The organism is Peribacillus frigoritolerans (genome assembly GCF_040250305.1).
GTDB lineage: Bacteria > Bacillota > Bacilli > Bacillales > DSM-1321 > Peribacillus.
This window is the reverse complement of record NZ_CP158190.1, coordinates 4,795,387-4,813,288: the sequence shown is the minus strand read 5'-3', so window position 1 is coordinate 4,813,288 and position 17,902 is coordinate 4,795,387. Positions and strand designations below refer to the sequence as shown.

The following is a 17,902-nucleotide window of genomic DNA, read 5'->3' as shown; positions in this document are numbered from 1 at the left end:
CATCTGCCGATTTGGCAGATGTTTTTTCATGCAGAAATGGCTTGGGATAAAAGATTGAATTTTTCGAAAACATCTTAACGGCTTCTTCAGCATGGGTTTTACTGATCATTCAAATAATTTTATTGTCAATGGAAGGTAATTGTAGTAGAATTCCTCAATTCCGTGTAAAATGAAGGGTAAAGGATTTATAACGGCAGAACGGTAGTTAGGAGATAGGTAAGTGGTAAAAGAGTATTTGCAAAGCGAAGGTTTTTCAAGGTTAATTACATTAATTGTGTTAGTTCTCTTTTTAATAAGCATCGGTAGTATGGTTAATATCGTGTTATTCACATTTGTTTTCACTTTCCTGATGGGAAGGCTGGAGCAATTCATCATGATTCGGCTGAATAAAGTGATGCATATCAACTCTAAGGTTGTTATAAGCTTTTTATATGCAGTCGTCATTTCTTGTTTAGCCATCGTTCTTTATAAATATCTACCGGTCATTACGCTGCAATTCACGGAATTAGTGACACAGATCGTTTTCTTCTTTCAACATCCACCAGATAGTAGGGTCATTCAATATGCCATTAATATAATGAACGAGCTGCGATCGCCGCTGGATCTTCAAACACAGATGAATACACTCTATCTTTATATATCCGATTTCGGTAAACTGGCATTTCAAATTTTCATTTCCATGTTGCTTAGTCTATTTTTCTTATTGGAAAAAGATAAAATCATTCGTTTCACTTCAAAATTCAAGCGGGCCAAATTTAAGTCTTTCTTCATAAACTTAAGTCACTTTGGCGTCAAATTCATCAATTCATTCGGAAAGGTGATCGAGGTCCAGTTCTTGATAGCCATTACGAATGCTGTCCTATCTGTAACTTTCTTATGGATTCTTGGCTTCCCGCAGTTGCTCGGTCTAGGGATCATGATTTTCTTCCTGGGTTTGATACCGGTTGCAGGGGTCATCATCTCCCTCATTCCACTTAGCATGATTGCCTATAGTATCGGCGGCATGCCCAAAGTGATTGCTGTATTGATCATGATTGTTGTGATCCATGCAATTGAAAGCTATATTTTAAATCCGAAATTCATGTCGGCAAAAACAAATCTTCCAACATTTTTCACCTTCATCATCCTATTGTTTTCCGAGCATTTCCTTGGGATATGGGGATTGATCATCGGAATACCGATCTTTATCTTCCTGTTGGATATGTTGGATATTGAAGAGGGGAATAAGGAAGTCCCATAATAATCATTCGAGCAGCGGCCACGCTAATATGGCCGCTGCTTATTTTTGTTCTATTAAACCTTTTGAAAGGTGGCGCTATCTGTTTTCAATATAATATCAATTAATTCGAGTAAAGGGTAAAAGGGTGCATCTTTACCGATTGGAGCTTAGTTGCGTTTTTGATTTACCAAGTTAATTGATTAAAATTTTATTTTACTAAAGTTATTTATCGACTTTTTATTGCATAAAAAAACAAATAAACGTATAATATTCTTAAAAGAATATACTGAATGTTCTCTAAAGTTAGATTTATCTGTTTTTTTAAAAAAGAGAGTTTACGAGAGAGAAGAGGGGATTATTTTGAAAAAGGTTTCTTTTTTAGTGTTTGCCATGGTTGCTTCTTTGTTACTAGTCATGACAGGATGCGGGAAGGGTAAGGAAGTCTCGACAACTGGAAAAGAAGAAGAATCCAATGGGAAAACACTCAGGATCGTGACGGACGCCAACTATGCTCCATTTGAATATCTTGAAGGAGATAAGATTGTAGGTTTCGATGTTGATTTCATCAATGCCGTTGCAAAAGAAGCGGGTTATAAAATTAAATTGGAAAGTGTTGGCTGGGATCCGATTTTTGTTGAAATCGAAGGTAAGAGAGCGGATGTCGCCATATCTGCGATTACAGTGAATGACGAAAGAAAACAATCTTATGACTTCTCGGTTCCGTATTTCTTATCCACAAACAAGATTCTCGTTCCTGAGGATAGTGATATAAAATCAGGAGATGAATTGAAAGGAAACGTCATTGCCGTTCAGACTGGTACTACCGGACAGGAAGCGGTAGAGAAACTCCTTGGAAAGAATCACAAGGATATCAAAAAGTTCGAAAATAATAACCTGGCCATTCAGGAATTACTAAAAGGCGGAGCTGCGGCAGTCGTGGCTGATAATACGGTTGTTGAAGAATATGTGAAAAATAACCCCGATCAAAAACTTAAAGTTGTTGAAGACAGCAAAAGTTTCAATGAGGAGTTTTATGGTCTTATGTTCCCAAAAGGCAGTGAATTGAAATCGGAATTCGATAAAGCCGTGAATGCCATTTATGAAAATGGGAAATATGCAGAAATTTATAAAGAGTGGTTTGGTACTGATCCAGATATAGAAACATTAAAAGCACAACAATAAAAACAAATGGATAGTAAAAGATTGCGTAACTTTACGTGTGAAGTTACGCAGTTTTTTTGGCCTTAGGAGGGAAACAAAATGAGTTTTCGCTGGGATATTATTTTTGAATATGCTCCTTTCTTATTAAAAGGAACATTGCTTACAATAGGGCTGTCAGTTTCCTCCATCCTCATAGGAACCTTTTTGGGGTTATTTATCGGTTTAGGGAAAATCATGAGAAACAAGGTGCTTGCCTTTCCATTTTACTGTTATGTCACGGTTTTTCGCGGAACACCGCTTTTAGTTCAAATCTTTTTAATCCATTTTGGAATTGTGCCCTTTTTTACCGGGGAAACGAATGCAGTAACAGCCGGTGTCATTGCTTTATCGTTAAATGCAGCCGCATATATTGCCGAAATTTTCCGGGCGGGCATTCAATCCATCGATAAAGGGCAAATGGAAGGTGCCCGTTCATTGGGAATGACCCATGTCCAAACAATGATACATATTGTATTGCCTCAAGCTTTCAAACGGATGATTCCTCCGTTAGGAAATGAGTTCATCGTATTATTGAAGGATTCATCCCTGCTTTGTGTCATTGCTGCCCCGGAATTGATGTATTGGGGGAAAGCGATGGGGAGTCAGTACTTTAAAGTGTGGGAGCCATACTTGGCGTGTGCCTTCATCTATCTATTCCTTACCCTCATTTTAAGTTTCGTATTAAATAGACTCGAAAGAAGGTTGAAAACAGAATGATAAAGGTGGAGAATCTTAAGAAGTCATTTGGCGATAATGATGTATTGAAAAATATCAATGCAATCGTTTCCCCTCGGGAAGTAGTCGTGGTAATTGGTCCTTCTGGGTCGGGAAAATCCACTTTCCTGAGGTGTATCAATCAACTTGAAACGATAACGGGAGGCCATATTTTCATTGAAGGGCTTGATACGACAGACAAGAAGGTCAATATCAATAAAGTCCGGACGGAAGTTGGCATGGTATTTCAGCATTTTAACTTATTTCCACATAAGACTGTTCTTGAGAATATAATGCTTGCGCCTATAAAGGTCCGCAAGATATCCAAAGAACAGGCTTCCCAAAGAGGGATGGAATTGCTTAAGAAAGTCGGACTTGCCGAGAAAGCGAACGCATATCCGGATTCATTATCGGGGGGACAAAAGCAGCGCGTCGCCATTGCCAGGGCGTTGGCGATGGAACCGAAAATCATGCTATTCGACGAGCCTACTTCCGCTCTAGATCCGGAAATGGTCGGCGAAGTCCTTGAGGTCATGAAGCAGCTGGCTAAGGAAGGCATGACCATGGTAGTTGTGACCCATGAGATGGGGTTTGCAAAAGAAGTTGGAGATCGCGTGATTTTCATGGACGAAGGTTATATTATTGAAGAAAATATTCCTAGTGAGATTTTTAATAATCCCCAGCAGGAAAGAACTAAAGCCTTTTTGAGTAAAGTACTTTAATTACATGTAAAGAAAAGAAACCTTCCATTATGGGAGGTTTTTTTCGGAGTATATCAGGGGCTTCATTTGATGCATGATGCGCCTAAAAGCGATTCAGGGCTTTTACCGAGCACAAGCATGCTGATTTTGGCATATCCAATATTTTTATTTTGGGAGAAGGTCTGTAGTAATACCTGGATATTTGGATCATCCTTTAACTTTTGAACTTCCTCTATATATAATCCGATAACGGAGGGCATAACGAATTCAGGGGTGTATTCGTTATGGTTTTCATCCATGATTAATGTGCCCATAAATTGATATTTAAATTGAAGAGCCCGTGTTAAAGCAACGACATGGTGCAGTTTATCAAATAGTTCGGGGTATGAATATTTAATTTTCTCCAGAGTTGCTTCTGTTGCCTGTAACTCATCGACACTAGATAAAGTGATCATGAATATCTCCTTTTAAGAATATATGGAATCCACCAGCATTTACCGTGCTTTTTACTTATACTAGTCTAACCCCGCCGTAACGCATTGTAAAATGGTTAGATGTTATCATGTGCATAACCTAAATCTATGATACTGCTTACATAATCATGCTAGATAATTCACTGCTTATGGGACAATGCTTCCCTCGTATATTTCAGCCATTCTTTTGCAGCGAATGAAAGGTAATGGTCCTTACTCCATATCAATCCCAAATTCCAACTAATGGATGGATTTTTAACCTTGATTGTCTTTACTCGCTCATCATGACGGCATAAACTTTCAGGTAATAGAGCAACGCCAAGTTTACAGTAAACCATTTCCTCAATAAAATCCCAGCGTGAGCTTTCCGTGACGATATGTGGAGAAAAACCAGCTTCATTACAGGATGAAATGATGAGATCTCGAAGGGCGTAATCTTTATTGAATAAGATGAAAGATTCGTTTTCCAGGTCAGCCAAATCAATTTCTTCCACACAAGCATGCGGATGGGAGGGATGAACAATCAAGTTGATGTCTTCTTCCAAAAAAGCAAAATGATGAAAAAGTGCGGTGTTGGTTGGCAGGACTATTACGCCTATATCAATTAAGTCATTTTGAACGGATTCTTCTATTTTCTTTGAACCATCCTCTACTAATTGAAAGGTAATATTAGGATAATCCTCGTGAAAACGGCTAAGTATCCGGGGGAAGAAAGAAGCGTCTATTATCGGCGGAAGGCCGATACGGATATGTCCCTTTTTCAAACCTAATAAATTGTCCATTTCCGTTTCTAAATTGTGAAAGGCCTTATCAATCAATTTTGCCTGCTCTAAGACGACCCTGCCTGCATCGGTCAAGATCAGTTGCTTGCGTGAACGATCAAAAAGCTCAACGCCTAGCTCGGTTTCCAGGTTTTTAATCATCTTGCTGATGGTCGGCTGGGTAATGAATAAATGGTCGGCAGCCCGAGTGAAGCTATTGAAATTGGTTACCTCTATAAAGTATTGCAAATGTTTAATATCCATTGCGTCACCTGTTATCCTCGTTTAAATTAGTTTCATTTTACCTGCAAACGGAAGTGTTTGTAAAACATGATAAGTTTGGAGTTCATGCACGCATAAATAAGCTGGATTCCAAGGGGAACCCAGCCTAGGAAAGGGCTGGCTATAAAGAGTATTTTATTTGACCAGTAAGACAGGAACTGGGGAATGTTGAACGATATAGTGGCTCACACTGCCTAGGAATTCCTTGAAGCCACTCAATCCGCGGCTGCCCATGATGATAAGGTCACAATTCTGGGATTTTGCATGTTCCAATAAAGTCGTGATGGCTGAACCCTCTACGACAAATGTTTGGGATGCATTCGGTATTTCGGATAAAAGCGCTTCCGCTTTTTTAATCACTTCCTTGCCATACTTGAGCATGGATTCTTCAATTTCCTGAAAGGCATTGCCATATATATTTGGCTTGATTGGCAGCGTAACAGCGTGAAGCACCTGGATTTCGATAGCGGGATCCAGCTTCCCTAATTCAATCGCTTTTTCTAAAGATTTAAGTGCCAATTCGGATTCATCATAAGCAACTAATATTTTTGAACATAGCATGGAGCGATCATTCCCTTCTTTAAAGAATATACCCTTAGTATATCAATTTAAATCTTTCATACAGTTTCATATATTATAAATTTTGTGAATAATTATTGAAGTTTACGTTAACGTCAATGTTAAAATGAAGGTAAATAATCCCTTTGCAAAGTGTGGTTTTAACATGTACACCATTTCTGATTTAGCAAAAGAATTCGGATTGACGACAAGGACCCTCCGATATTATGAGGAACTTGGTATGCTTAGACCAAAGCGTACCGAAACGGGAAAAAGGGTTTATGGAAAGAAGGAATATGCACAGCTCAAAATCATAATGCGCGGTAAGAAGTATGGTTTTTCGTTAGTGGAAATAAAGGATATCGTCCTTTTATTCGATAAGGATAGGACAGGCATAAAGCAATTGGAAAAAACGATTGAAACTGCAGGACAGAAGCTAAACGAAATAAATGAACGCATTAAAGAGCTGGATGGGTTGAAGCAGGATTTTGAACAGGTAATCAAAGGCTTTACCGAAACCCTTCATGACTTGAAAGTGAACGATAAAACATGCAAGCGGTGAAATTAATCTTGAAAATAGGTTTTGATGATAGTGAAAGATGAATATATATAATAGAAACAAATGGGGTGAGGATTTGGAAATTCAAGAAACGATTGCAGTTGTGACAGGAGGAGCTTCAGGTCTTGGAGCCGCGACAGTAAGAAACATCATTAAAAAAGGCGGAAAAGCGGTCATATTTGACCTCTCTGAGGAAAAAGGCGCTAAAATGGCTCAGGAATTGGGAGATTCAGTCCTATTTATTAAAACGGATGTAACAAGTGAAGAAAGCGTATCGGTGGCGTTGGATGAAGGGATGAAAAAATTCGGGAGCATCAATACGGTCATCAACTGTGCAGGCATTGCAATTGCAGAGAAGGTCATAGGCAGAAAAGGTACACATGAATTGAAAGCGTTCTCAAAAGTCGTTCAAATCAATTTGGTCGGTACGTTTAACGTAATCCGGCTTGCTGCGGAAAAGATGGTCGAAAATGAACCGAACCAAGAGGGGGAGCGTGGGGTCATTATCAATACAGCTTCGGTCGCTGCCTTTGAAGGGCAAATCGGACAAGCCGCATATAGTGCCTCCAAGGGAGGGATTGTTGGTATGACTTTGCCGATTGCAAGGGAGTTAGCCAACAAAGGGATACGTGTCGTATCAATTGCACCGGGTCTATTCCATACTCCGATGTTTGATTCGTTACCTGATGAAGCTAGGTCTTCATTAGGGAAAACCGTACCATTCCCATCAAGGCTCGGGTATCCAGAAGAGTACGCTAAACTAACGGAAAGCATCATAACGAATCCAATGCTGAATGGGGAAACCATCAGACTGGATGGGGCGATTAGAATGTCACCCAGGTAAGTTATTAATTCTTTCAGGGCAATCCATTCTAAATCCAGGAAAAGAGCCTCCGACAAAGAATTAGAGAGGAGATAAAACAGATGAAACATCCATACCTAAGTGAAGATCATGAGATTTTCCGTAAGTCATTCCGAAAGTTTTTAGAGAAAGAAGCAGTTCCCCACTATGAACAATGGGAAGAAGAGAGGATCATTCCCCGGTCATTTTGGGTGAAAATGGGGGAACAGGGTTTTTTATGTCCGGACCTAGGAGAAGATTATGGGGGTTCAGGGGTAGATTGGGGCTTTGCCGTCATAATTAATGAGGAATTGGAAAGAGTCGGTTCTGGTTTCATTGGTTTCGGACTTCACAGTGACATCACCGTCCCGTATATTTCCGCATACGGAAATGAGTCGCAGAAACAGCGCTGGCTTCCCAGATGCACGACGGGGGAAATCATTACAGCCATTGCCATGACAGAGCCTGGTACAGGTTCGGATTTGGCCAATATTAAAACGACTGCCATTTTGGATGGAGATCATTACATAGTAAATGGCCAAAAGACATTCATCACGAATGGCATACATTCCGATTTGGTCATCGTTGCCTGTAAAACGGATCCAAATGCCGTTCCGAAACATAAAGGCGTTAGCTTAGTCGTGGTCGAAAGGGATACACCCGGGTTTTCTAGGGGGCGAAAACTGAAGAAGCTTGGTTTGCACAGTCAGGATACAGCGGAGCTCATCTTCGAGGATTGCCGTGTTCCAAAGGAAAACCTGCTTGGTGAAGAAGGCAAAGGGTTTAATTACCTAATGGATAAACTGCAGCAGGAACGACTTGTGGTGGCGATTTGTGCTCAAACCGCATCTGAGGATATGTTGGCCGATACGATTGAGTATGTGAAGGGCAGGGAAGCGTTCGGAAAATCCGTAAGTCAGTTTCAAAATACTCAATTCAAAATCGCGGAAATGGCAACGGAAATCAAAATGGGGCGTGCCTTCCTAGATCAATTGATTGCCAAACATGTGGCTGGTGAACAGGTTGTAACGGAAGTTTCGATGGCAAAATGGCGTTTGACGGAGACTGCCAGAAAAATATCCATTGAATGCATGCAGCTCCATGGCGGCTATGGATATATGGAGGAATACAAGATTGCCAGAAGGTATCGGGATGTTCCGGTAGCGAGCATCTATGCCGGGACAAATGAAATCATGAAGAAGATCATCGCTAAGAATATGGGTCTTTAATTCAATAAAAAGGTTGAGAAGGGAAGAGAGTATATGCGGGAAGTGGTTATCGTTGAAGGGATTCGCACGCCAGTAGGCAGAAGGAACGGTGTCTTGAAAGACGTCCGCCCTGATGATCTGGCAGGGGAAGTATTGAAGAAGCTGATTGAAAAGGCGGGCATCGATCCGGCTATTGTCGATGATGTCATTTTAGGCTGTGTTTCACAGTCGGGCGAACAGGCCGGTGATATAGCAAGGGTTGCTGCACTGATTGCCGGATTTCCGATTGAAGTGCCTGGAACGACGATTGACCGTCAATGCGGATCAAGTCAGCAGGCAGTCCACTTCGCTTCCCAGGCCATCTTGTCGGGTGATATGGATGTGGTAGTGGCAGGTGGAGTGGAAAACATGTCACGAGTTCCCATGGGATCTAATTATCAAGGTGCTGTAACAAGCCAAAAGTATATGGACCATTATGAGGTGATCAACCAAGGATTATCAGCTGAGAGAATTGCCGATAAGTGGGGAATAACACGTGAAGATTGTGATCAGTTTTCCGTGGAGAGTCATGCCAAGGCAATACGTGCTCAAAAAGAAGGACATTTTAACCGTGAAATGATATCAGTATCGGGTACTGATAAAGAAGGAAATCATATCGAAGTTACGGAAGATCAAGGCCCAAGGGATGGAACTACTCTTGAAGTACTTGCTGGATTGAAACCGGTTTTCCAAGAAGACGGTTTAATCCATGCGGGGAATTCAAGTCAAATAAGTGACGGTGCTGCCGCTTTATTATTGATGGAACGCAGTAAAGCCGAAGAGCTTGGATTGAAACCGCGCTTTAAAGTGCTTACACGGGTTGTTGTCGGGTCAGATCCCACCCTGATGCTTACGGGGCCGATTCCGGCTACCCAAAAAGCTTTGGAAAAAGCAGGTCTTACAATTGATGATATCGACATCTTTGAAGTGAATGAGGCTTTCGCGCCTGTACCGATTGCCTGGCTAAAAGAAACGGGGGCAGACCCGAAGAAACTGAATCCAAATGGTGGGGCGATTGCCTTGGGTCATCCTCTTGGCGGCAGCGGGGCCAGATTGATGGTGTCAATGATCCATGAGTTAGAAAGGACGGGCGGCCGTTATGGGCTGCAAACAATGTGTGAAGGCCATGGGATGGCGAATGCGACCATCATTGAAAGATTGGACTGAATCTGGACATTCCATTTGTGAATATTCGTAATTCGCACGAAAGTAAAAGCTGAAAAGGGATGAAGCCGACCATCGCAGGCTTTGCCTGAACTCTTCCTGTTGATGGTGGGCCTACTTGAGGAGGAAAATGATATGTCAGTAACGATTAAAAATATCTTTGATCAGACGGTTCAGGAATTCCCCATTAAAGAAGCTATCTACGACGTGAGAAGAAATATCCGCTATACGTACATTCAATGGAATGAGCAGGTGAATAGGTTGGCGGCGGCCCTTCAAGCGGAAGGGGTGCGAAAAGGGGACAGGGTCTCTACGTACCTTTACAACAATGAAGAGCTTGCAACAGCATTCTTTGCCTGTGCAAAAATCGGTGCAATCTTTAATCCAATCAACTTCCGTTTAATGCCGGAAGAGCTGGCCTTCATCTTGAACGACGCTGCTCCAAAGGTTGTTTTATTCGAACACGAATTGGAAGCGAACGTTGCCGCGGTTGAAAAGCGATTTCCGGAAACGGCCTTCTGGTATATTGATGATGATGTGCCTGGATATGCCAAAGGTTACCGCCAGAAAATGGCCAGTATCTCATCAAAGCCAGAAGAAGTGGATGTTCACGAGGATGATATCTATGCCATCATGTATACGAGCGGGACAACCGGACGGCCCAAAGGGGTCATTCACCTTCATAAAGATATGGTCAAACAAGCAGAGATTTTAATAGAGGCAATGAAGTACGAACGCTCTGATATCGGTTTGATTACTGCACCGATGTTCCATTGTGCCGAATTGCACTGTTCCTTTTTACCTCGCGTACAGGTCGGTGCCGCAAATGTCATATTACATCAGTTTAATCCCAAAAAAGCCATGGAACTGATTGAATCCGAGGGGATCACCAAGTTTTTTGCTGCTCCTACGATGTGGAACATGCTCATTCATGAAAACTTGGATGATTATAAATTCCAGAGTTTGAAGCTTGGGCTTTATGGAGCAGCCCCGATGGCTCCCTCACTTGTAAGGGCCTGTCAGGAGAAACTCGGCATCCAGTTCATCCAAGCTTATGGAATGACTGAAATGGGTCCCGCCATCACTCTCCTATTGGAGGAAGATCAAATTAGGAAAGCGGGTTCTGCCGGCAAGGCATGTTCCGGTCATGAAATCATCATTGCCCGTCCGAATGACGAAGGGCCATCGGATCCCGAGGATATGCTGGAGCCTGGGGAAACAGGGGAGATCCTTGTGAAAGGTCCATGTATCATGCAGGGTTACTTTCAAAAAGATAAAGAGACCGAAACGGCGCTTTACAAAGGCTGGTATCATTCCGGTGATATCGGTTTCCTGGATGAGGATGGATATCTGTGGGTCAAGGACCGGGTGGACGACATGATCATTTCTGGAGGGGAAAATATTTATCCGCGTGAAGTGGAAGATACATTATATGAGCATCCAGGAGTTCTCGACTGTGCAGTCCTTGGTCAGCCAGATGGTCATTGGGGGGAAATGGTAACGGCCTTCATCGTAGCCAAAGACCCAACGCTGGCGGAATCCGACTTAGAAACTTGGTGTAAGAACAGTGAAACACTGGCGAACTATAAACGTCCAAGAAGATATATCTTCAGTAATGAGCTGCCTCGAAACGCAAGTGGGAAGATACAAAAATTCTTGCTTCGTAAACAGTTGGAAGAAAATGCTGATGGAAAAAGTTTGGGGAACCTTCTTTAATGCCGGGGTCAATAGCGATAAAACTACTGACAAGTTAGGGTTGGAAAAGTCATTTGGCATGCGATGATACTTGGAGGGAAGACATTTAATAAAGATCGTAGCAGATAGTTATTATATAAATAATAATCCTGTGGAACAATTCAAGGAGAGAGAATAGTTATCCACAACAATAATGCAGAGTGGTTAGCTTAAAATGGCCTTTATCCACATAATCCACAGGGTTATCCAGAAATAACATTATTTTCATGTTGATAAGGTGATTTATTGTACTTGTTTTTTATCAGTATTTTCAGAATATATCCACAATATACACAGGGCTGTGGATAAGCTATGTAAATAAAGAAAACAAAAGGGGCTGATTTACAGCCCCTTGGTTGGTTTCTCCTGCTTATAAGCGGCGACTATGAGCACGGCGGTCAGCAGCATTTGCCCGGGCTTGTGCCTCGATGTCTTCCTGGTCAGCCAGTTCGGAAGAATATTCAACGTCAAGTCCGTCACTTTTCAGGTTTTTAGGAACCTGAGGAAGTTTCTGTTTGTTCTTATCTCGATTATGGTGTATATTGTTGCGTCCCATGTTAGCGCCCCCTAGAATAAAAATAAGCTGGAGATGAATTCATTAATCATCTCCAGCTTATTTTGTGTTGAGTGGCTATTCAAAATGTACGGGAAAAAACACCAAACTTAACGACGGGATTTCTTTTCGGTATATCCACCAGCTCGATCTGCTTTTTTAAATTCGCGAGCATAAAGAATCGCTTGTGTACTAGTCAAGTTACTTTTCTCTTTATCGTGTTTTTTGAGCAATTAAATCATCTCCATTCCACTTAATATCCCTATTTTTTCCTAAAATGCCCCTTTCATACGTGAGAATCTTCCTTTAAGATATTTTGTAAAGCTTCTTTAAGGGTTGGAAAGGAGAAGGTGAATCCTTCCTCTTTAAGTTTAGTGGGAAGGACATTTTGCCCTTCAAGTACAAGTATGCTCATTTCCCCAAGCAGTTTCTTGAGGAAGAAGGGTGGTACGGGCAACCAATGGGGCCGGTGCAGGACAGCTCCTATGGTTTTTCCGAATGTATCCATCTGAACGGGATTCGGTGCCGTAAAATTGACTGGACCTTCTATCCGAGCATCGTTCATGCAAAAGATGATTGCACGGACCACGTCATGGATATGAATCCAGGAAAGCCACTGATTCCCTTTGCCCATCTTTCCTCCGCCGAATAGTTTATATGGTAGGACCATCATTGGCAGTGCACCGTCTTTTTCTCCAAGAATCACCCCGAATCTTGTCAGGATCAACCTGTTACTATAAGATCGTGATTTAGCCGCTTCATTTTCCCATAGTTGAACAGTACGGGCCAAGAAATCATCACCAATGGATTCAGAGGTTTCGTTAAAGGTTTCATCATCTGAAATACCATAATATCCGATTGCACTTGCATTAATGATGACGGGCACTTTATCGGGCAGTATGGAAAGGATTCGTTTCATCTCTTTGGAAGCTTCGACCCTGCTTTCGACAATCCGGCGTTTTCGTTCAGGTGTCCAACGCCCGCTGTTCAGAGATTCACCTGCAAGGTTAATGAAAACATCGAGCCCCGCCAAGTGCTTTTCCGGCTTTGCGTCCTTGGTCAACCAACCGATATATGTCAAATTAGTCTGTTTATTAAATTTTTCGGGATGACGGGTCAAAATATATATATCATGATTTTCTTTTGATAATTTATCAATAAGGGCTGTGCCGACAAAACCGCTTCCACCAGCAATGGCTATTTTCATGAAAACCACTTCCTTTCCCTTTCTTTCCTTCACTTTAACATGCCCATGTTCTTTTTTCATTTTTAGACATGCTATATATAGAAATGGTAAACGTAAAGGGGTAAAGTAGGGGTGGGGGTGGAATTATGCCAAACATAACAAAAATAACAACCCAAAAGAAACGTAAAGATCGTTTTAACATTTTCGTTGACGAAAAATATGCCTTCAGTGTAGATGAAGAAGTGCTATTGAAATTTCATTTGAAAAAGGGTATGGAACTTGATGACCTGCTTTTGGCTGAAATACAATTCCATGATGAAATCCAAAAAGCATTTACCGATGCACTTAATTATTTATCATACCGGATGCGCTCGGAATCGGAAATTCGCCTTTATTTAAAAAAGAAGGAAACGGAAGAGCCGATCATTAAGGAAGCGATACATAAACTTTACAGCTTTAACTATTTAGACGACCTTGAATTTGCCAAGGCTTACGTACGGACCCATGTGAATGGAGGCAATAAAGGGCCCACTACCCTTAAGCTCGAGCTTAAGGAAAAAGGGGTGCAAGAAAAGTTGGTTGTCGAGGCATTGAAGGAATACCCCTATGATATTCAGATTGAACATGCAAGCAAACTTGCTGGAAAAGCGGTCAAAAAGGAAAAAAACATTTCCGAACGAGCTTTAAGGCTGAAGGTTGAACAAACCTTGTTACGGAAAGGCTTCCCTAGAGATGTCATCCATGAAGCACTTGAAGATGTGACGGTTGAAAAGGATGAAGATGAACAATGGGATTCTCTTTGCCACCATGCCGAAAAAATGCAACGTCGATATAAAAACCATGAAGGCTTCGAATATGAACAAAAAATGAAGCAGGCATTATACCGAAAAGGTTTTCCAATAGAATTGATTGAGCGTTATCTTTCCAATGCAGATGGGGATTAAGTGCATTGATAGCCAAATCTCAAAATTTTGTTTAATATAGAGGTAAATTAATATTTCATTTAAGGAGTCATATATATGAGCGACGTAAGATACAGCAAGTTGTCCGCCTATGAACTACAGCAGGAAATTGCAGCGTTGACTGAAAAAGCAAGAAAAGCAGAGCAATTGGGAATGGTTAATGAATTTTCAGTATTGGAACGAAAAGTGACGATGGCCAAGGCCTATTTGTTAAATCCGGATGATTTCAAAAAAGGTGAAATATATCAAATTGACGGAGATCCCGGTGTCTATTTCAAAATTGATTATATGAATGGTGTATTCGCCTGGGGATACCGCTTAGGTGGAAGCGGTAAGGAAGAAGCACTGCCGATTTCAATGTTAAAATAAAAAGGAACCGGGGAAGTACCCGATTCCTTCTGGTGCATCTTTTAATTCGATCGCTCGTTTGATGCTTTCATTCTTTCTTGAGGGTGTGTATTTATACTGCCATCTGCACGCTTTGAAGCATATCTTGCTTTGGCACGAGGCTCGCCTTGGAATTTATTATTGTTTTGGTTGGGGAATCCTTTTTGTTTATTTCGCAAATTTTTCTCCTCCAAGCATCAGATTAAAGACAGAAGCGTTTCCGCTTACTACTAGTATGGGTATGGAACAGTATAGTTCATTCTGTAAAAATATTGGCAATGAGGTGGTTCTAATGAATGATTACCATGAAAGATTAACCAAGATACTGCTTGAGAAAAATGAACACATCACGTATGAGCAAGCTTTGACTTGGGTGGAATTATTATGGGAAGATTTCGAGGCGACCTATGCAAAGGCCGGGCATGAATATGCCGGAGAAGAAATGACATCGCGCGTTGTAAGGACCTGGATTGATAACTACGGTGAGCAATTCCACGAATTCATTGCAAAAAACCCTAAATATCAACAGTTATTAAATCAGCAGAATCGACTGCATTAAAAAAGCTGATTCCAGAGGGGTTCCCTGGAATCAGCTCTTTTTCAATACGCAGTGACTACAAAATAATATTCAATTTCTTCTGCAGTTTCGCTTCGCTAAAGATCCAGCCAGTATAAGAATTCAAGATATTCAATTCGCTGTCTAAATGGACCACTGCCACAAACGGGTAATATCCATTGCTGCGGTATCTTAAATCGATAAAACGGACTTCATAATATTCTTTTATCTGTTCGATTTCAAAGCGGTATACAGGCGAAAAGGACAGAAAGGCTGCCAAGTTGATATCCTTTTTGGCGGCTTCAAGAATTTCACTTTCAGGCAATGGCACTCGATCGAACGTATCTAGAATCGTCACATATCCATTATCAGCCCGTGCCACATAATAATTCTTTTCGGTAATCACCGCAATTTTCCAGCGATGAAAACGCATCGTCGGTGATAATAGAATTTTCCTTGCTCCAGGAATTTGCTTTTTGACCACTTTTTTTATAAAAGCTTGTTCCCTGAACCTGGTAATATAATAAATGACAAGTATTCCGTAAATGGAAAGAAATAAATAGCCTGGAGGAAATCCATAGCCCCATAATATCAGGCCGGCAACATGTATTCCAAAAATGAACGGGTCAAATGTATTGATGACCCCTAAAGCTACCCATTTTGACGAAATCGGCCTAAGAGCCTGGGTCCCATAAGCATTGAATATATCCACGAATACGTGAAGGAAAACGGCTAAAAAGGTCCAAAGCCAAAGATGTAGGTAATTTGCTTCAGGTATGATGGCGAAAAGTGCTCCGCTGATAATCAAGGGCCAAAGTAAAACAGCGGGAATGGAATGCGTGATTCCACGGTGGTTTCGTATATATACAGCGTTATTCCTTAATTTTAAAACAGTGTCAATGTCCGGAGCTTGTGATCCCAATATCGTACCTGCTATGACTGCACTTGCAGTGACTGGGCTCTGCGCAATGACAGGATCTAATGTGGCAAGACCTCCAAGAGCAATTCCCATGACAAAGTGAGTACCTGTATCCAAAAATCTAACCTCCCTGCCACAATTTGAAAAAAATGGTCTTCTTTCATCATACCGTATTTATATATTAACCATCAAATGAATATAATTTAGATTTATTTCCGTGAACCTTTACAAATAAATGAATATGAACATGATATTAAAAAAGAATGGCCTACTATAGGTATTCCCAATTTTGATAAGAGTGTAACATCTTTGGAGGAACTGATGTGAAAGAAATAACGATCCCGACAATAGAAAAAATAAAAATCGATGAATTTCAAAAAGATTTGGTTTCATGGTTTCTCGAAGAACAAAGAGAATTGCCATGGAGGGAAAATAAGGACCCGTACCGTGTTTGGGTTTCTGAAATAATGCTGCAGCAAACGAGAGTGGACACGGTGATTCCTTATTTCAACCGGTTTGTGGAATGGTTCCCTACACTCGAGGATTTTGCCAATGCCGATGAAGAGAAAATCCTAAAAGCATGGGAAGGGCTGGGATATTATTCACGTGTAAGGAATCTGCATAGTGCCGTTCAGGAAGTGAAAGCATCCTATAATGGGATTGTACCGGATGATCCCGAGGAAATAGCCAAATTGAAAGGTGTCGGCCCTTATACAGCTGGTGCGATTCTTAGTATCGCGTACGGTAAGCCGGAGCCAGCCGTTGATGGAAACGTCATGCGTGTTTTATCAAGGATATTGATGATATATGAAGACATAGCAAAGCCAAAGACAAGAAAGACTTTCGAAGCAGCCGTCAGAAAGCTGATCGATCATGAGCATACCTCTGCCTTCAATCAAGCGTTGATGGAACTTGGAGCATTGATTTGTACACCAGGTAAGCCTGCCTGCCTATTATGTCCAGTTCAAAGTCATTGTCTAGCATTTGAAGCTGGGGTTCAGTCGGAATTGCCGGTAAAAATCCAAAAGAAAAAAACGCGGGATGTACCAATTGTAGCTGCCGTTTTAACGAATGAAAAAGGCGAATTTTTAATTCACAAGCGAGCATCAGAAGGATTGCTTGCAAATCTTTGGGAATATCCGAATTTCGAAAACCATTCATCCCTTTTGCATAAGAGGGAATTCTTCGAGAGTCGGTTTCAGGAAATGTATGGCGTCAAACCAGAAATCACTGAATCACTTGTGAGAATTGAACATGTTTTCTCACACCTCGTTTGGAAAGTGGACACGTATATCGGAATGGTCAAAGAAGCCATCAGTGAAGAGACATTAAAAGAACAGCAACTTAAGTGGGTAAGTGAAGCAGAGATGGGTGAGTTAGCATTTCCGGTTTCCCACCAAAAAATGATGAGAGCGTATAAAGAAAAAGAGTGTATTGAATAAAAGATTATAGTCACAAGCATTCGTGGGTTCAATCATATTACATTCTTTGGGTGCGATTTGAAAATCAGTGGGAACAGGGATATTATGCTAAAAGAGGATATCCGCTAAGATATCCTCTTCCTTTTGTTGATTATTAAAGCGAAATCCGTATAAAATCAATCGTAAATGGTTTTCGTTCCATGGGTATAATCTGCTTCTTGTCTATTAAGTCCGCCTCTATTTTCAATTTCTTTGACGATTTCGCTATGGATACTCTGTCCTTCTTGGTTTAAATAAGGTACCATTTGTTGAAGGGAGTGATGAAAATAGGCAAGTTCACTATTTTCCCAATCCGATTTTTTCATCATCGACAACTCTGTCATATCACGTCCAACATACATAACAGTAACACTCCTTAAAAAAATGATTTTTATTACTCGGTGTTTACTCAGAAAGGATGAATAA

Annotated in this window: 22 protein-coding genes; 13 read left to right on the top strand and 9 right to left on the bottom strand. The window is 41.1% G+C overall.

Going from position 1 to position 17,902, the window contains the following annotated elements:
• Positions 1–220 precede the first annotated feature (220 nt).
• The 4 genes from ABOA58_RS23750 (at position 221) to ABOA58_RS23735 (ending at position 3,855) form a co-directional block, all read left to right on the top strand.
• Positions 221–1,240 carry an AI-2E family transporter gene (locus tag ABOA58_RS23750; protein ID WP_230178816.1) on the top strand — a complete coding sequence of 340 codons (1,020 nt, stop codon included), beginning with the start codon at positions 221–223 and terminating at the stop codon, positions 1,238–1,240.
• A 339-nt stretch (positions 1,241–1,579) separates the two neighbouring features.
• The gene (locus tag ABOA58_RS23745) at positions 1,580–2,401 is read left to right on the top strand and encodes a basic amino acid ABC transporter substrate-binding protein (RefSeq protein WP_350300276.1); all 822 of its coding nucleotides are present in this window, start codon (positions 1,580–1,582) and stop codon (positions 2,399–2,401) included.
• Positions 2,402–2,479: 78 nt separating this feature from the next.
• Entirely contained in the window at positions 2,480–3,136 is a 657-nt protein-coding gene (locus tag ABOA58_RS23740) for an amino acid ABC transporter permease (RefSeq protein WP_137020309.1), read from the top strand.
• Positions 3,133–3,855 (top strand): amino acid ABC transporter ATP-binding protein, encoded by a 723-nt coding sequence (locus ABOA58_RS23735; protein WP_076371113.1) that lies wholly within the window; start codon positions 3,133–3,135, stop codon positions 3,853–3,855. Before ABOA58_RS23740 ends, ABOA58_RS23735 begins: the two co-directional genes overlap by 4 nt.
• Positions 3,856–3,917: 62 nt before the next feature.
• Here ABOA58_RS23735 and ABOA58_RS23730 read toward each other — a convergent pair whose 3' ends face one another.
• The 3 genes from ABOA58_RS23730 to ABOA58_RS23720 form a co-directional block, all read right to left on the bottom strand.
• Positions 3,918–4,289: a hypothetical protein gene (locus ABOA58_RS23730; protein ID WP_350300275.1), complete on the bottom strand. Its 372-nt coding sequence runs from the start codon at positions 4,287–4,289 to the stop codon at positions 3,918–3,920.
• Positions 4,290–4,447: 158 nt separating this feature from the next.
• Complete coding sequence (gene cidR, locus ABOA58_RS23725; RefSeq protein WP_350300274.1) at positions 4,448–5,332, bottom strand: cidABC operon transcriptional activator CidR; 885 nt, start codon at positions 5,330–5,332, stop codon at positions 4,448–4,450.
• A 153-nt stretch (positions 5,333–5,485) separates the two neighbouring features.
• The gene (locus tag ABOA58_RS23720) at positions 5,486–5,911 is read right to left on the bottom strand and encodes a universal stress protein (RefSeq protein WP_350300273.1); all 426 of its coding nucleotides are present in this window, start codon (positions 5,909–5,911) and stop codon (positions 5,486–5,488) included.
• Between the two features lie 163 nt (positions 5,912–6,074).
• Here ABOA58_RS23720 and ABOA58_RS23715 point away from each other — a divergent pair, with 163 nt between their 5' ends.
• From ABOA58_RS23715 to ABOA58_RS23695, 5 genes are all read left to right on the top strand, one after another.
• Complete coding sequence (locus ABOA58_RS23715) at positions 6,075–6,470, top strand: MerR family transcriptional regulator (RefSeq protein WP_350300272.1); 396 nt, start codon at positions 6,075–6,077, stop codon at positions 6,468–6,470.
• A gap of 73 nt (positions 6,471–6,543) precedes the next feature.
• Positions 6,544–7,311, top strand: a complete 768-nt coding sequence (locus ABOA58_RS23710; protein WP_350300271.1) for a 3-hydroxyacyl-CoA dehydrogenase — start codon at positions 6,544–6,546, stop codon at positions 7,309–7,311.
• Between the two features lie 80 nt (positions 7,312–7,391).
• Positions 7,392–8,537, top strand: a complete 1,146-nt coding sequence (locus ABOA58_RS23705; protein ID WP_350300270.1) for an acyl-CoA dehydrogenase family protein — start codon at positions 7,392–7,394, stop codon at positions 8,535–8,537.
• Between the two features lie 33 nt (positions 8,538–8,570).
• On the top strand, positions 8,571–9,722 hold the full coding sequence (locus ABOA58_RS23700) for a thiolase family protein (protein WP_350300269.1): 1,152 nt from the start codon (positions 8,571–8,573) through the stop codon (positions 9,720–9,722).
• Positions 9,723–9,854: 132 nt separating this feature from the next.
• Positions 9,855–11,435 (top strand): fatty acid--CoA ligase, encoded by a 1,581-nt coding sequence (locus tag ABOA58_RS23695; protein WP_350300268.1) that lies wholly within the window; start codon positions 9,855–9,857, stop codon positions 11,433–11,435.
• Between the two features lie 388 nt (positions 11,436–11,823).
• On the opposite strand, the gene ABOA58_RS23690 is transcribed toward ABOA58_RS23695, so the two are convergent.
• The 3 genes from ABOA58_RS23690 to ABOA58_RS23680 all read right to left on the bottom strand — a co-directional run bounded on the left by ABOA58_RS23690 (position 11,824) and on the right by ABOA58_RS23680 (position 13,213).
• Positions 11,824–12,009 (bottom strand): YfhD family protein, encoded by a 186-nt coding sequence (locus tag ABOA58_RS23690; RefSeq protein WP_350300267.1) that lies wholly within the window; start codon positions 12,007–12,009, stop codon positions 11,824–11,826.
• Between the two features lie 107 nt (positions 12,010–12,116).
• Positions 12,117–12,239 (bottom strand): YfhE family protein, encoded by a 123-nt coding sequence (locus ABOA58_RS23685; protein ID WP_081088510.1) that lies wholly within the window; start codon positions 12,237–12,239, stop codon positions 12,117–12,119.
• A gap of 53 nt (positions 12,240–12,292) precedes the next feature.
• The gene (locus ABOA58_RS23680) at positions 12,293–13,213 is read right to left on the bottom strand and encodes a TIGR01777 family oxidoreductase (RefSeq protein WP_350302959.1); all 921 of its coding nucleotides are present in this window, start codon (positions 13,211–13,213) and stop codon (positions 12,293–12,295) included.
• Between the two features lie 125 nt (positions 13,214–13,338).
• Between ABOA58_RS23680 and recX the strand changes: the two genes are divergently transcribed.
• Entirely contained in the window at positions 13,339–14,136 is a 798-nt protein-coding gene (gene recX, locus ABOA58_RS23675; RefSeq protein ID WP_350300266.1) for a recombination regulator RecX, read from the top strand.
• A gap of 75 nt (positions 14,137–14,211) precedes the next feature.
• Positions 14,212–14,523, top strand: coding sequence for a YfhH family protein (locus ABOA58_RS23670; protein WP_063234815.1), 312 nt, complete (start codon positions 14,212–14,214; stop codon positions 14,521–14,523).
• Positions 14,524–14,564: 41 nt separating this feature from the next.
• Here the strand turns inward: ABOA58_RS23670 and ABOA58_RS23665 are convergent, their stop codons facing one another.
• Entirely contained in the window at positions 14,565–14,720 is a 156-nt protein-coding gene (locus ABOA58_RS23665) for a small, acid-soluble spore protein K (protein WP_034305387.1), read from the bottom strand.
• A gap of 113 nt (positions 14,721–14,833) precedes the next feature.
• Between ABOA58_RS23665 and ABOA58_RS23660 the strand changes: the two genes are divergently transcribed.
• Complete coding sequence (locus tag ABOA58_RS23660) at positions 14,834–15,100, top strand: YfhJ family protein (RefSeq protein WP_034305384.1); 267 nt, start codon at positions 14,834–14,836, stop codon at positions 15,098–15,100.
• A gap of 55 nt (positions 15,101–15,155) precedes the next feature.
• On the opposite strand, the gene ABOA58_RS23655 is transcribed toward ABOA58_RS23660, so the two are convergent.
• Complete coding sequence (locus ABOA58_RS23655; protein ID WP_350300265.1) at positions 15,156–16,133, bottom strand: metal-dependent hydrolase; 978 nt, start codon at positions 16,131–16,133, stop codon at positions 15,156–15,158.
• A 206-nt stretch (positions 16,134–16,339) separates the two neighbouring features.
• On the opposite strand from ABOA58_RS23655, the gene mutY reads away from it, so the two are divergent.
• The gene (gene mutY, locus ABOA58_RS23650; RefSeq protein WP_350300264.1) at positions 16,340–17,458 is read left to right on the top strand and encodes an A/G-specific adenine glycosylase; all 1,119 of its coding nucleotides are present in this window, start codon (positions 16,340–16,342) and stop codon (positions 17,456–17,458) included.
• Between the two features lie 155 nt (positions 17,459–17,613).
• Here mutY and ABOA58_RS23645 read toward each other — a convergent pair whose 3' ends face one another.
• Positions 17,614–17,838, bottom strand: a complete 225-nt coding sequence (locus ABOA58_RS23645) for a hypothetical protein (protein ID WP_061461732.1) — start codon at positions 17,836–17,838, stop codon at positions 17,614–17,616.
• Positions 17,839–17,902: the final 64 nt, after the last annotated feature.